The organism is Curtobacterium sp. MCSS17_008 (assembly GCF_003234185.1).
Lineage (GTDB): Bacteria > Actinomycetota > Actinomycetes > Actinomycetales > Microbacteriaceae > Curtobacterium.
Genome location: NZ_QKSM01000004.1, coordinates 227,944 through 241,388 on the forward strand (window position 1 = coordinate 227,944; position 13,445 = coordinate 241,388).

Annotated in this window: 14 protein-coding genes; 5 read left to right on the forward strand and 9 right to left on the reverse strand. The window is 71.2% G+C overall.

What is annotated here, in order from left to right; genetic code table 11:
- Positions 1–117 precede the first annotated feature (117 nt).
- Complete coding sequence (locus DEJ23_RS06740) at positions 118–447, forward strand: hypothetical protein (RefSeq protein WP_111239503.1); 330 nt, start codon at positions 118–120, stop codon at positions 445–447.
- 21 nt (positions 448–468) lie between these two features.
- Here DEJ23_RS06740 and DEJ23_RS06745 read toward each other — a convergent pair whose 3' ends face one another.
- Entirely contained in the window at positions 469–753 is a 285-nt protein-coding gene (locus DEJ23_RS06745) for a GNAT family N-acetyltransferase (protein ID WP_111239504.1), read from the reverse strand.
- 106 nt (positions 754–859) lie between these two features.
- On the opposite strand from DEJ23_RS06745, the gene DEJ23_RS06750 reads away from it, so the two are divergent.
- From DEJ23_RS06750 to DEJ23_RS06760, 4 genes are all read left to right on the forward strand, one after another.
- Positions 860–1,807 carry a site-specific DNA-methyltransferase gene (locus DEJ23_RS06750; protein WP_111239505.1) on the forward strand — a complete coding sequence of 316 codons (948 nt, stop codon included), beginning with the start codon at positions 860–862 and terminating at the stop codon, positions 1,805–1,807.
- Positions 1,808–1,859: 52 nt separating this feature from the next.
- Positions 1,860–2,993, forward strand: a complete 1,134-nt coding sequence (locus DEJ23_RS15895; protein ID WP_258375303.1) for a hypothetical protein — start codon at positions 1,860–1,862, stop codon at positions 2,991–2,993.
- Positions 2,990–3,688, forward strand: coding sequence for an alpha/beta hydrolase family protein (locus DEJ23_RS06755; RefSeq protein ID WP_258375304.1), 699 nt, complete (start codon positions 2,990–2,992; stop codon positions 3,686–3,688). The genes DEJ23_RS15895 and DEJ23_RS06755 overlap by 4 nt, the downstream gene beginning before the upstream one ends.
- A 129-nt stretch (positions 3,689–3,817) precedes the next feature.
- Positions 3,818–4,246: a hypothetical protein gene (locus DEJ23_RS06760; RefSeq protein WP_146240211.1), complete on the forward strand. Its 429-nt coding sequence runs from the start codon at positions 3,818–3,820 to the stop codon at positions 4,244–4,246.
- 80 nt (positions 4,247–4,326) lie between these two features.
- Here DEJ23_RS06760 and DEJ23_RS06765 read toward each other — a convergent pair whose 3' ends face one another.
- The 8 genes from DEJ23_RS06765 to DEJ23_RS06800 all read right to left on the reverse strand — a co-directional run bounded on the left by DEJ23_RS06765 (position 4,327) and on the right by DEJ23_RS06800 (position 13,404).
- A complete protein-coding gene (locus tag DEJ23_RS06765; protein WP_111239508.1) occupies positions 4,327–6,741 on the reverse strand; it encodes a DHA2 family efflux MFS transporter permease subunit in 2,415 nt (804 codons plus the stop codon).
- A 233-nt stretch (positions 6,742–6,974) separates the two neighbouring features.
- A complete protein-coding gene (gene pgm / locus DEJ23_RS06770) occupies positions 6,975–8,594 on the reverse strand; it encodes a phosphoglucomutase (alpha-D-glucose-1,6-bisphosphate-dependent) (RefSeq protein WP_111239509.1) in 1,620 nt (539 codons plus the stop codon).
- Positions 8,595–8,772: 178 nt separating this feature from the next.
- Complete coding sequence (locus tag DEJ23_RS06775; protein ID WP_111239510.1) at positions 8,773–9,018, reverse strand: hypothetical protein; 246 nt, start codon at positions 9,016–9,018, stop codon at positions 8,773–8,775.
- Between the two features lie 120 nt (positions 9,019–9,138).
- On the reverse strand, positions 9,139–9,801 hold the full coding sequence (locus DEJ23_RS06780) for a bifunctional 2-polyprenyl-6-hydroxyphenol methylase/3-demethylubiquinol 3-O-methyltransferase UbiG (protein WP_111239511.1): 663 nt from the start codon (positions 9,799–9,801) through the stop codon (positions 9,139–9,141).
- Positions 9,798–10,448, reverse strand: a complete 651-nt coding sequence (locus DEJ23_RS06785; protein WP_111239512.1) for a DUF2064 domain-containing protein — start codon at positions 10,446–10,448, stop codon at positions 9,798–9,800. The genes DEJ23_RS06780 and DEJ23_RS06785 overlap by 4 nt, the downstream gene beginning before the upstream one ends.
- Positions 10,445–11,188 (reverse strand): glycosyltransferase family 2 protein, encoded by a 744-nt coding sequence (locus tag DEJ23_RS06790; protein ID WP_111239565.1) that lies wholly within the window; start codon positions 11,186–11,188, stop codon positions 10,445–10,447. The genes DEJ23_RS06785 and DEJ23_RS06790 overlap by 4 nt, the downstream gene beginning before the upstream one ends.
- A 264-nt stretch (positions 11,189–11,452) precedes the next feature.
- Complete coding sequence (locus DEJ23_RS06795) at positions 11,453–12,526, reverse strand: NAD(P)-dependent oxidoreductase (RefSeq protein ID WP_111239513.1); 1,074 nt, start codon at positions 12,524–12,526, stop codon at positions 11,453–11,455.
- A complete protein-coding gene (locus tag DEJ23_RS06800; protein ID WP_258375305.1) occupies positions 12,523–13,404 on the reverse strand; it encodes an MTAP family purine nucleoside phosphorylase in 882 nt (293 codons plus the stop codon). The genes DEJ23_RS06795 and DEJ23_RS06800 overlap by 4 nt, the downstream gene beginning before the upstream one ends.
- Between the last annotated feature and the right edge of the window lie 41 nt (positions 13,405–13,445).

The following is a 13,445-nucleotide window of genomic DNA, read 5'->3' on the forward strand; positions in this document are numbered from 1 at the left end:
TCTCCTCCGACCGTCGCCCGCTCGGGACCGGCGTCGGAGCAGGACCGGTCGTGCGGATCGCGAGGATCATCCGCGCGGCGGAGGTCCTGGCCGGTCGGCTGACGTAGCGTCGGGACCGTGAACTGGTTGATCCTCCTGGGGGCGGTGGCCGCAGCGGTCGTCGTGATGTGGGTCGCCGATCGCGTGGGGTGGATCGACCTGTCGAACAAGGCCACACGCAGCGGCGGATCCGGTGGTGTCGTGTCGATGATGGACGAGGTCTTCGCGCCCACCCGTCACGAGGCGCAGGCCGAGTACGAACGGCAGTCGCGCCTCCCGAAGGAGGCCCCGACGCCCGCCGACGACGACCACGACCTGCTCAGCGGGAACGTGCTCATCAAGGTGCCCGCGGTGCGGGGCGCCGGCCGGCACGAGGCCCGACCAGGCACCCTCGACCGCAGCTACTGACGCGGTTCCGCGCCCGTCGGGCTAGCGGGTGGTGAGCTCCTGGTAGTCGGGGTGGCGTTCGATCCACGCCTTCACGTAGCTGCACTGCGGGACGACCCGCATGGAGCCCTCGCGGACGTCGTCGAGCGCGCGCTGGACGAGGATCGACGCGTGGCCGCCGCCGCGGTGGGCGGGGTCGACCTCGGTGTGGGTGAAGCGGATCTCGTCGCCGTCGACCTCGTACGCGGCGAAGCCGATGACCTCGCCGTCCTCGACCAGGGAGTACTGCTGTGCGTCGGTGTCGTTGCGGACCTCGGGTGATGCCATGTCGAGGACCGTACGCCGTTCGTCGCACCGTGGGCTGAGCATCGTCCCTCGCACCGTGGGGTGAGCTCCGACCGTCGGGTGCGCCGGGCCGGGGGAGGATGGTCGGGTGCGCACCATCGACGACCGGAGCCCCGACCTCGTCGTGCTCGGCGACAACCTCGACGTCTTGCCGTCCCTGCCCGACGGGACCTTCACCGTCGTCTACCTCGACCCGCCGTTCAACACCGGCCGCAAGCAGCGACGCCACGCGGTGACCGCCGAACGCCGGACCGCAGGGGACGCGGGGACGATCACCGGGTTCCGCGGGCGGACCTACGAGCGCATCCGGGGCGACCTCATGCGGTTCGATGACCGCTTCGAGGACTACTGGGCCTTCCTCGAGCCCCGACTGCTCGAGGCGTGGCGGCTGCTGACCGACGACGGCACGCTCTACCTGCACCTCGACTACCGCGAGGCGCACTACGCGAAGGTGCTGCTCGACGCGCTGTTCGGCCGCGAGGCGTTCCTCAACGAGATCATCTGGGCCTACGACTTCGGCGCGAAGTCCCGCTCGCGCTGGCCGACCAAGCACGACACGATCCTGGTCTACGTGAAGGACCCGGAGCGCTACTGGTTCGACTCCGAGGCGGTCGACCGCGAGCCGTACATGGCGCCCGGGCTCGTCACCCCCGAGAAGCGGGAGCGCGGGAAGCTGCCGACCGACGTGTGGTGGCACACGATCGTGTCGCCGACCGGCAGCGAGAAGACCGGCTACCCGACGCAGAAGCCCGAGGGGGTGCTGCGCCGCATGGTGCAGGCGTCGTCGCGCGAGGGCGACTGGGTGCTCGACTTCTTCGCGGGGAGCGGCACCCTCGGCGCGGTCGCCCGTGACCTCGGCCGGCGGTTCGTGCTCGTGGACGACAACCCGGTGGCGGTCGACGTGATGCGGCGCCGGTTGCCGCACGCGACGGTCGATGTCATCAGCTCACTGGCGAAGCAACGTTGTGACAGCGCGACCCGGAGCGGATCAATAGTGGATTCCGACGATGTGTTGCGCGTCGCCGACAGCGGGTAGTGTGAGAAATGTCCGTCGGCAGACGGGCGTGGATCATCTCGGGGGCGATGTGATGACAATCGAGTTCGACGACGGAGCAGCTGACCAGCTCGTAGCGGTGGCGTCGGAGGTCGACCTGCAGCTCGTGACTGGTGGATTCAGTCGACGTTCCGCTGCCGAGCAGGCGATGATCGACTTCTCTGGTTCGTACGCAGACCGCTTCGGCGACGCGGCGTCGGCGGAGGCCACGGACCGACTCACCCTCGCCGCGGCACTCGGTGACCTGGCCGATGCGGTGCGGACGGTGAAGGCCGAAGCGGCACGTGAGCGGGAGCGGCTCGCGGACCTCGCGGCGTGGCGCGATCGGGAGCAGGACCGACAGCGCGCTGCAGCCGACCAGTTCCTTGGTGGGCTCGGTTCGGCGGTCGCCCCGTTCCTCGATCCGCAGCCCTCGAGCGTAGCGATCCGGCCGACACCGATCTCGGCGTCGTTCTCAGCATCTGAGCGTCCACGGACTGCCGGTGGGTCGAGCGCGGGTACGAGTTCTGCGGACCCGGATCGACTCCGTGCTTTCACCGCGTCCGCGCGCTCGTCCGATGGGGGGTTCGCGGACGGCGCGACGCGCCTCCGAAACGCCTGGGCCGCCTTCCGGACCAGCTGCGCATGGGCCGACGTGTCCCGGTCGTCGCTATTCGGTGGCTTCGACCGGTACCTGCAGGAGAACGCTGCAGATGCCGACTGGATTGACCGCATCGCCGACGCCTTCGAACGCGCCGGCAGCGGGCACGCCCTGTCGGACGCGGTCATCGACATCTCTGCCGCCGAAGAGATCCCGTCGGAGTTCCGCGGACTGCTCGCCCCGGGCGTGGACCCTTCCCGCGCCGCCGAGCTGTGGGCGGGGCTCGACCTCGGTACCGCGGAGAACAACGAGCTGGCTGCGCTCCCGACCGACGTCCTCGCCGTGCTCGGCAACCTCGAGGGCATCCCGTACTGGGCCCGGCACGTCGCAAACCAACAGGTGCTCGAGGATCGCATCAAACGAGGCAATCTCGATCCGGTCGAAGACCGCGCGCTCCGGAGCATCAGGGCTTCGCTCGGCGAGGGGCGGTTCCTCATCTCGATGACGGCAGGCGTCCCACCACTCGCCGCATCTCGCTCGGCGACCTCGACACGGCCAAGAACGTCACGTGGGCCGTCCCTGGGATGACGTCGAGCAGTGAACGCATGGAGGGGTGGGTGCAGGCAGCGCAGAACATCAAGGACGAGCAGCGGACCGTCGCCGGTAAGGGGGACCGAGCGGTGATTGCATGGATGGGCTACGACGCTCCGCCCGCCCCGCCGGACCTCGGCGTGTTCAACCAGGAGGCGGCAGAGGCCGGCGCATCGAAGCTCGCGGCTTCCATCAGAGGTCTCGACGCGGTTCGAGCCGGGAACATGCCCCGGACCAATGTCCTGGCGCACTCCTACGGCACGACGACCGCATCGCTCGGTCTCACCCAGGCCGGAGTGCACGTCGACAACTTCGTGTCGATCGCCTCCGCTGGCATTCCGCAGAGCATTCCGACCGCCGACGAGATCCAGGCGGACCATGTCTACGCCGGGCAGGCTCGCGACACGTTGGTCGGGTTCCGCGGCTTCGGCGACCAGTACGCGTACATCGGCCGCGACTTCAGCGTTCCCTACCGCCTCGATCCCACGAACGACAGCTTCGGCGCAGAGACGTTCGGCGCCGACGGTGCGGTCGTCGACACTCCCGCCGGCCCGCAACAACTCAGAGGTGTCAAGGACCACGGCGTCTGGACCAAGCACCACGAGGGGTACCTCGACGTCGGCACGGAGTCGCTCCGAAACGTGGCGCTTGCGACGACGGGGAACGGCGATCGCGTAAGTCCGGCACGATGAACCGAGCCCGGAACAGTGAGACTGACCTGATGGAGCGCGATCGACCATGACCATGCGCAACAGCAAGATCGCGCTGGTCGCGACGACGACCGTCCTGGTCGGACTCGTGACCGGTGTAGTGGAGGAACCGTGGAGACTGAACCGACTCAGACGCCCGAGGACGCGAAGCGAGCGGTGCAGCAGCTCGTCGACGATTCGGCCAGTGCGCTCGGTGGGAACTGGACCGTGGAGGAGGGCCCGCGACTCGGGACGTGCACGGACGAACGCGGCAACGGCGAGGGCGTGAACTACACGATCCTGTCCTCGCGTGCGGAACGCGGTGATATCGAGACCGACGTCAGCACCCTCACGACCCTGTGGAAGCGCGCCGGCCTCGAGACCGAGCCCTTCACCAACGGGGACGGCAGCTACTCCGGTCTCAACGGCAGGGGATCCGGCATCGCGAACATCTCGTTCAACTCGTCCGATCTGGGCGGCGGCGACACGATCAGGGCGACCTCGGAATGCGCGGCCGGCGACTACGTCGAGCTCCGGGAGCAGGAGCGCGGGCAGCGCTGAGCTCGTCACGCCCAGGACGACGCAAGCGACATCGTCGACGTCGTACGACGTCGACGATGTCGCCTCGCAGCGGCGGCCTGCTACTCCGCCGTGTGCCGCCCGTGGTGCTCGGCCGGGGCAGCCGACTGCTCCGACGCGGCGTGCGCGGGATGCGTCCGGATCGTGGCCGTCGTTGCCGGAGGCTCGTCCACCGGCGCCGCTGCGGCGTGCGCACCGTGCGTGGTCGCGTCGGCGAGCGGTGCCCGCGTGCCGTCCTCGGGGTGGTGACCGGTGCGGTCGGCAGCACCCGCGTCGGAGGCGGGCTGTCCGGCGGAGGAGGCGGTGCGTCCAGACCGGTCCTGCGGCTGCTGCACCGTGACGTCCGGCGAGGTCGGGACCGCTCGCATCGACCCCGTGTCCGGGCTGACCAGCGAACCGGTGTTCGCCGCCGCCTGCTGCGCGTCAGCGGTCAGCCGGTCGGTGTCGCCCTTCGCCGCGTTCGCCTGCTCCTGCAGCGCCGAGACCTTGCGGAGCGGCGGGACCCGGAAGAACCACGTCAGCACGAAGGCGAGCAGGATCACGCCGAGGCCGACCCAGTACACGACGACGGCCGACTGGCTGAACCCGACCAGGAACGGACGGGTCAGACGCGCGTCGGCGCCGTTGAGGAACGACGTGTCACTCGTGGCCGAGCCGGCGGACGAGCTGGCCGCGGTGTCGCCGTCCTTCAGCTGGTCGACCAGCTTCGGCGCGACCTCGTCGACCACGGCCTTCCGCTGGTCGGCGTTGCTGTAGTCGATCTGCAGCGTGCCGTCGACGACCTCGGCGTTCGCCTTCGACGCGGCGGTCTCGAGGGCCTGCTGCTCGGCGGCGGACTTGTTCGCGGCGACCTGCTCGGCGATGACCGAGTCGGCGGAGGCAGCGGGGATCCGTCCGGCGGCGACCTGCTGCTGCACCTGCGCGGTGACCTGCTTCGTCACGGCTTCGTCCGCCGCCTGCTTCGCAGCCGCCGCGCCCTTGTCGAGCCCCTGCTGCACGTTCTGCTGCACCGGGTCGACGATCTTCGACCAGATCTGGTCCATGACGCCCTTGTTCTCGGAGGCACTGGCGACCGAGGGGGTGAGGGCTGCGTTGAGCGCCGGCTTCAGGGTGGCCTCGTTCTGCATCGCACCGGTGATGTTCGTCGGCATCAGCGTGAACAGGACCGACAGGAGCACCGCGGTGCCCATGGTGCCGCCGATCTGGCGGAAGAACGTCGCCGCGCTCGTGGCCACGCCGATGTCCCGCGGGGAGACCGAGTTCTGCGCGGCCAGGGTCAGCGTCTGCATGAGCTGCCCGAGCCCGAGGCCGATGCCGAACATGCCGAGCATGAGGAACCAGAGGAGGCTGTCGGCGGTCAGGAAGGTCAGGACCGTGAAGCCGATCGCCGTGAAGGCGATGCCCGTGACCGGGAACACGCCGTAGCGACCCGTGCGAGAGATGATCTGACCGGAGGCGATCGAGGAGATCATCAGGCCGAGCACCATCGGCAGCATCGCGAAGCCGGATTCGGTCGGGGTCACGCCCTTCACGATCTGCAGGTAGAGCGGGATCGTCAGCATCGCGCCGAACATCCCGAAGCCGACGAGCACCGACAGGACCGCGGCCATCGAGAACACCCGCGAGCTGAAGAGCTTGAGCGGCAGGATCGCGTCGTCACCCATCGAGCGCTCGACGATCACGAAGGCGACCAGGCCCAGCGCGCCGATCGCGTAGCAGGCGAACGCACCGGGGGAGTCCCAGCCCCACTCGCGGCCCTGCTCTGCGATGAGGAGCAGCGGGACGAGGGTGACGATGACGAGGGTGGCGCCCCACCAGTCGATGCGGGGCTTGCCGCGCTCGCCGAACTTCGGCAGGTGCAGGAACGTCGTGACCATGAGGAGGGCGATGACGCCGACCGGCACGTTGATCAGGAAGACCCAGCGCCATCCGCTGACGAAGAGGATCTCGGACGCGCCGGCGAACAGGCCGCCGACGAGCGGCCCGATCACCGAGGAGATGCCGAACACGGCGAGGAAGTAGCCCTGGTACTTGGCGCGCTCGCGCGGGGCGAGCATGTCGCCCATGATCGCGAGCGGGAGGGACATCAAACCGCCGGCACCGAGGCCCTGCAGCGCGCGGAAGCCGGCGAGCATGAGCATCGAGGTGGAGAACGACGCGGCGAACGATCCGACGATGAAGATGCCGATCGCGGTGAGGAACAGCGGGCGGCGGCCGAAGATGTCGGACAGCTTGCCGTAGATCGGCGTCGTGATCGTCGAGGCGATCAGGTAGGCCGTGGTCACCCAGGCCTGCTGGTCGAGGCCGTGCAGGTCGTCGCCGATGGTGCGGATGGCGGTGCCGACGATGGTCTGGTCGAGCGCGCCGAGGAACATGCCGGCCATCAGCCCGTAGATGACGAGCAGGATCTGCCGGTGGTTCATCACCGCGTTCGAGGACGTGGTGGGGGCCGCGGGTGCGGTCGCCGTCTGGGTCATGTGCGGGTCTCCCGTGCGTACTGGTGCTCGCGCAGGCGCTCCGACCCGGGCACGGGGAAGGCTTGTTGCGCGCACTGCAAAAATACAACGCGCGCAAACGGATTGTTCCCGTCCGCCTCGTTCCTGTGGACATCGGCAGGGTGGGGCGGAGGACGTGCAGGGACCGCGCCCCGCATACGGAGGAGGCGCCGCCGGACGGATCCGGTGACGCCTCCTGTCGGTCGCCGACGGTGTCAGGCGCCGAGCGCTGCGTCCACGATCTCCTTGGCCTCGCGCTGGACCTGCTCCAGGTGCTCCTGGCCGACGAAGCTCTCCGCGTAGATCTTGTAGACGTCCTCGGTGCCCGAGGGGCGGGCGGCGAACCACGCCTTGTCGGTCACGACCTTGACGCCGCCGACGGCCGCGTCGTTGCCGGGGGCCTTCGACAGCTTCGCGGAGATCGGGTCACCCGCGAGCGTGTCGGCGGAGATCGCGTCGCCGTCGAGCTTCGACAGGCGGGCCTTCTGCTCCTTGCTCGCCGCCGCGTCGACGCGCTGGTAGACCGGGGCGCCGAAGCGCTCGGTGAGCTCGGCGTAGAGCTGCGACGGGGTCTTGCCGGTGACGGCGACGATCTCCGACGCCAGGAGCGCCAGGATGATGCCGTCCTTGTCGGTCGTCCACGCCGTGCCGTCCTTGCGGAGGAACGACGCTCCGGCGGACTCCTCGCCACCGAAGGCCACGGAACCGTCGATGAGCCCCGGGACGAACCACTTGAAGCCGACCGGGACCTCCCACAGGCGGCGGCCGAGCGACTCCGCGACGCGGTCGATGATGCTCGACGACACCAGGGTCTTGCCGATCGCCGCGTCCTCGCGCCACTCGGGACGGTGCGCGTACAGGTACTCGATCGCGACCGCGAGGTAGTGGTTCGGGTTCATCAGGCCGCCGTCGGGCGTGACGATGCCGTGGCGGTCCGAGTCCGCGTCGTTGCCGGTCAGGACGTCGAAGTCGTCCTTCCGCGCCAGGACCGAGGCCATGGCCGACGGGCTCGACGGGTCCATGCGGATCTTGCCGTCCCAGTCGAGCGTCATGAACGCCCAGGTCGGGTCGACCTCGGGGTTCACCACGGTCAGGTCGAGCCCGTAGTGGTCGCGGATGCGCTCCCAGTACGGCAGCGATGCACCGCCCAGCGGGTCGGCGCCGATCTTCACCCCGGCGCGCTTGATCGCGTCGATGTCGATGATGTCCTCGAGGTCCGACACGTACGACCCGAGGTAGTCGTAGCCCTCGGCGGACGTGTCGTCCTGGCGACGGACGTCGGTGTTCCCGCCGGCGATGATCGCGTTCGCGCGGTCCGCGATCCACGACGTGGCGTCGCTGTCGGCCGGGCCGCCGTGCGGCGGGTTGTACTTGAAGCCGCCGTCGCGCGGCGGGTTGTGGCTCGGCGTGATGACGATGCCGTCGGCCGTGTCGCCGTGCTCCTCGCGGTTGTACTTGATGATCGCGTGGCTCAGCGCGGGCGTCGGGACGAAGCCGTCCTGTGCGTCGGCGAGGACGCGCACGCCGTTCGCGGCGAGGACCTGCAGGGCGGTCTGCTCGGCGGGCGCCGACAGGGCGTGGGTGTCGCGCCCGATGAACAGCGGACCGGTGGTGCCCTGCTCGGCGCGGTACTCGACGATCGCCTGCGTGATCGCTGCGATGTGGGTGTCGTTGAACGCGGTGTCGAGCGAGGAGCCGCGGTGGCCCGAGGTGCCGAACACCACCTTCTGCTCGGGGATCGACACGTCGGGGACGCGCTCGTGGTACGCGGCCAGGAGGGCGTCGAGGTCGACGAGGTCGTCTGCGGTCGCGGGTGTGCCGGCGCGGTCGTTCATGCGCCCATCCTGGCACCAGGACCCTCAGCGCGCCGTCACGTGTCGCGCGGGCGCACCGGACCTCCGCGTCGACCGGACCGCGGGTACGGCACGAGCGGCCGCCCGACCGGGGACGTGGGGGGAGTTCCCGGGTGGGCGACCGCTCGCGGTCTGTGGGTGGGGGAGGGGGAGCGGCTGCTCAGGCGGTCCGGAAGGACCCGGTCGCCGTCCGCAGCGAACCGGTGACGGTCCGCGTCGAGGACGTGGCCGTACCGGGACGTCGGAACTGGGTGTCCACGAACCGGCCGAGCGCACGCCCGACACCGGTGCCGGTGTAGCTGCCGACGGGGCGCCACGCGGCCTCGACCGCGTAGGCACCGAGTTCGTCGCGGGTCTCGAGTCCGGAGACGTAGGCGCCGCCGAAGGGGTTCTGTCGGTTGTGCACGGGTGCTCCTCGTCGTCGTGCCGAGGGTCGCCAGCCGTCGGACCGACGACCAGGACGCCGTCGGCTGATGGCCACCACGTTACCCCGTTGTCTTGAACTCTGCAAAACAACGGGGCCAGATCACGCGACGAGTGCGCAGAAGGTCCGCCCGGCCGTGGTCCAGCTCTGCCGAGCCTGCAGTCCCGCGGCCGCGGCGTGCCGCAGGAGTGCATCGACACCGACCTCTGCCCACGGGAACCCCTCGCTGCGGTTGCCGTCAGCGTCCACCACGTGCGCGGTGAAGGTCCGGTCCGCCGATCGGTCGACGTGCGTCTCGACGACGACACTGCCGCCGTCGCGCACGATCTCGCGGCACCGGGCGAGGAGCGCGACCGGGTCGCCGCCGATCCCGATGTTGCCGTCGATGACGAGCGCCGTGTCCCACCGGCCCTCGTCCGGGATGGGGTCGAAGACCGAGCCCTGCACCGCCGTGCCGCCGGAGCGCCGCGCGATGGCGACGGCCTCGTCCGAGACGTCCACGCCGAGCGCGGGGATCCCGAGCGCACGCGCGGCGACGAGCATCCGGCCCGGGCCGCACCCGATGTCGATGACGGGGCCGTCCGCGCCCTCGAGCAGGGAACGATCGACGCGGTCGGCGGCGGCGCTCCAGCGGCCGACGTCCATCGTGACCTCGACGTCGGGGCGCTCCGGGTCGGTCAGGCGGAGGCGGCCGTCGGTCCGGAGGGCACGGGCGTACGGTTCGCCGCCGCCGGCGCCGAACGTGACGGTGTCCTGCATCGTCATCGGGTCCCCCCGGTCGTCGTGGTGAGGGTCGCGTCGCGCTCGGCTCCGAAGGCCACGGCGAAGCGGGACGACGGCGCGAGGGCGGCCACCTGCTCGGCGTCCGCCACGGTGTCGACGTCGAGCAGTGCCGGCAGCGTGCCGACCGACAGCCCCGCGTCGGTGAGGCGCGCAAACTGCACGGCGCCGGTGTCGTCCTGCGACATCGGGACACCGCGGAGCAGGTCGCCGTCGGGCTGCCGCAGGTACAGGGACCAGAAGCCGCCGTCGTCCGCCGGACCGAACCACGCGTCGCGCGCCGGGTCCTCGAAGACGGGCACGAGGTGCTCCGGGGTCGCCTGCGGGGTGTCCATGCCGACGAGGAGCGTCGGGCCGGTCATCGCGTCGAACATGGCACCGAGCCGTTCGTCGAGCCCGCCGTCGACCTGGTGCAGCACCTCGAAGTCGTCGGTGCCGTCGGGCAGCACGACGCCGTCGTACAGCAGCACGCGGCGCGACGCGGGCAGCGCGCGCACCGTCTCGATCGTGTCGGCGAGCGCGGCCGAGGCCACCCGTGCGGCGCCCTCGGGGGTCAGCGCGGGCGTCAGTCGCGTCTTGACCTTGCCCGGCAGGCACTCCTTGGCCACGATGACCACCGTGACGTCCGTCATGAACGTGCTCCTTCCGTGGTGGACCCGGCCGTGTCACGGACCGGACCGGGTGCGACCACACGGGGTCGCGCCTCCCGGCCGTACTCGCGCAGCAGACGGGACATGTCGCGGACGGCGTTCACCGTGCCGCGGAGCGTGCCGGTGACCTTGCTGTCGCCGACACGCTGGGCGTAACCGATGTCGGACTCGTCGACCCGCCAGCCTGCGGCGTGCGCGGCCAGCACCATCTCGAGCGGGTAGCCGCTGCGGCGGTCCTGCAGGTCGAGTGCGACGAGGTCGGCGCGGCGCATGACGCGCATCGGGCCGAGGTCGCGGAGGCGGTAGCCGGTGGCGCGGCGCATGAGGACGGCGAGCACGCGGTTGGCGAAGCGGGCGTGCGGGGCCCAGGCGCCACGCGAGGTCGGGACGCGGCGGCCGAGCGCGAGGTCGGTCCGGCCCTCCGCGACGCGTGCCACGAGCGCGGGGAGTTCGGCCGGGTCCATCGATGCGTCGGCGTCGCAGAAGGCGACGTAGTCCGCGGTCGCCGCGGCCACGCCGGCGGCGCACGCGGAGCCGAACCCCTTGACGGGCTCGGTCACGACGGTCGCGCCGTGGGCTCGGGCGACGTCGGCCGAGCCGTCGGTCGAGCCGTTGTCGACGACGATGGCGCGGTACCCCTCCGGCAGGCGGCCGATGACGCGCGGGAGCGCGTCCGCCTCGTCCAGGCAGGGCAGGATCACGTCGACGGTCATGTGGTCCATTCGGTGCGGGTCGTCGGAACGACTGGCCTCCGCGTCGGTCGCGCGCGTCGCGTCGGCGACGGGCTCGTGGGCGTCGGCTGGCGTGCGGTCCATGGAGAAGACGTAACACGACGACACGGCGTGGGGTACAGGATCGGTGTCCCCCGTGGCGTGTCGAGCGCGGTGAACGGATCGTGTGCCCCGTGTCCGGGGGACGGCCGGGAGGCGCGGGTCGCCACCGCCACCCGGCGCACGCGGGGGCGGCGCCGGGTCGGTGACGGTGCGTCAGCGCTGCACGGCGGCCCGGAGCGGTGCGGTCGCGAAGTCGCGCATCCCCTGCACGAAGTCGACCTGCGCGTGCCAGCCGAGTTCCGACCGGATCCGCTCGGACGACGCCGTCACGTGGCGGACGTCGCCGAGCCGGTACTCACCCGTGACGACCGGCTGCGGTCCGTCGGGGCCGGCGATGGCCGCGGCCATGTCACCGATGGTGTGCACGACGCCGGACCCGACGTTGTAGGCCCGGAACGTCTCGGCGGGCAGGTCCGCCGTCGCGGCGATCGACGCGACGTTCGCGCCCGCGACGTCGTCCACGTGCACGAAGTCCCGGCGCTGGCGCCCGTCCTCGAAGACGCGGGGCGCCTCGCCGCGGGCGAGGGCCGAACGGAAGAGCGACGCCACCCCGGCGTACGGGGTGTTCGACGGCATGCCCGGGCCGTAGACGTTGTGGTAGCGCAGGGCGATCGCGGTGCCGCCGGTCGCGCGCGCCCACGACGACGCCAGGTGCTCCTGCGCGACCTTCGTCTGCGCGTACACGTTGCGCGGGTCGAGGGCGGCGGACTCGTCGATCAGCCCCGGCACGAGCGGTCGGCCGTCGGGACCGATCGGGTCGAAGCGGCCGCCGTCGAGGTCCTCGCGGCGACGGGCCGGCGGACGGGTCGGTTCGCCGTCCGCGGTCTCGTACGCGCCCTCGCCGTAGACGACCATCGAGCTCGCGACGACGAGTCGGCCGATGCCGTGGCGGTCCATGCCGGCGAGGACGTACGCGGTGCCCGCGTCGTTGGACGAGACGTAGTCCGGGGCGTCCTGGAAGTCGACGCCGAGGCCGACCTTCGCCGCCTGGTGGCAGACGACGTCGATGCCGTCGAGGGCGGCCTCGAGCGCGACGGGGTCGCGGACGTCGCCGTGCACGAAGGCCAGCCCCTGCTGCTCGTGCGCGCGGACGACCTCGGCGGGGTCGCCGTGCACGTCGTCGCGCAGGGAGTCGAGGACGCGGACCTCGTGCCCCTCGGCGAGGGCGCGACGGACGATCGCGGAGCCGATGAAGCCCGCGCCGCCGGTGACGAGCAGGCGGCTCATGCGTGGGCCGTCTTCCGCAGGACGCTCTCGCTGGCTGCGGTGGGGACCAGCTCGCGCGGGGTGTAGTCGTCGGGCAGGGCTGCGACCACGTCGCCGATGGCGCGGACGATCACCTCGTTCGCGCGGGCCAGGCGCTCCATGACTGCGCCGTGGGTGACGGGTGCCTCGGCCTCCGGCACCGTGCCGTCGGCTGCCGTCTCGTCCGCTGCGGGGGCGAGGCCCGCGTCGGCGTCCGTCACGAAGGACAGGTTGACCGTGCCGATGCCGAGCTCCGCCGCCAGCGGGACCTCCGGCGTCATCGTCATGTTGATCGTGTGGCCGCCGGCCTCGCGCATCCAGACGGACTCGGCGCGGGTCGAGAAGCGCGGGCCCTGGATGACGACGCACGTGCCCGTCGGGCGGAAGGGCACGTCGAGCGCGGCGATGGCGTCGATCGCGGCGCGGCGGAGCACCGGGTCGAAGGGGTCGGCGAAGGAAAGGTGCTGCACCTGGTCCTCGAAGAACGTGTCCGCCCGGCCCCAGGTGCGGTCGATGAGCTGGTCGGTCACGACGAAGGTGCCGGGCGCGTAGTCCGGGTGCAGGCCGCCCACCGCGCTGGACGAGACGATCGCGCGCACCCCGAGGGACCGGAGGGCCCAGACGTTCGCGCGGTGGTTGATGAGGTGCGGGGCGACCGAGTGCTCGCGGCCGTGGCGCGTGAGGAACGCGACGCGCTTGCCGGCCATCGTGCCGACGGTGATCGGGCTCGACGTCGGGCCGTAGGGCGTGTCCACGGTGATCTCGTCGGCGGTGCCCTCCTCGAAGAGGCGGTAGAGGCCGGAGCCCCCGATCACCCCGATGCGAGCGGTCGTTCCGTCCACAGGTGCGGTCGTGGTCACGTGGTCCTCCACAGGTCCTCCGGATGTCCTCGGCGCGTGGT

Coding starts and splice junctions, on each gene's coding strand:
- DEJ23_RS06790 (WP_111239565.1), bottom strand. CDS start 11,188: ATGGACCACATGACCGTCGACGTGATCCTGCCCTGCCTGGACGAGGCG.
- DEJ23_RS06780 (WP_111239511.1), bottom strand. CDS start 9,801: ATGACGATGCAGGACACCGTCACGTTCGGCGCCGGCGGCGGCGAACCG.
- DEJ23_RS06755 (WP_258375304.1), top strand. CDS start 2,990: ATGACGTCGAGCAGTGAACGCATGGAGGGGTGGGTGCAGGCAGCGCAG.
- DEJ23_RS06765 (WP_111239508.1), bottom strand. CDS start 6,741: ATGACCCAGACGGCGACCGCACCCGCGGCCCCCACCACGTCCTCGAAC.
- DEJ23_RS06795 (WP_111239513.1), bottom strand. CDS start 12,526: ATGAGCCGCCTGCTCGTCACCGGCGGCGCGGGCTTCATCGGCTCCGCG.
- pgm (WP_111239509.1), bottom strand. CDS start 8,594: ATGAACGACCGCGCCGGCACACCCGCGACCGCAGACGACCTCGTCGAC.
- DEJ23_RS06785 (WP_111239512.1), bottom strand. CDS start 10,448: ATGACGGACGTCACGGTGGTCATCGTGGCCAAGGAGTGCCTGCCGGGC.
- DEJ23_RS06745 (WP_111239504.1), bottom strand. CDS start 753: ATGGCATCACCCGAGGTCCGCAACGACACCGACGCACAGCAGTACTCC.
- DEJ23_RS15895 (WP_258375303.1), top strand. CDS start 1,860: ATGACAATCGAGTTCGACGACGGAGCAGCTGACCAGCTCGTAGCGGTG.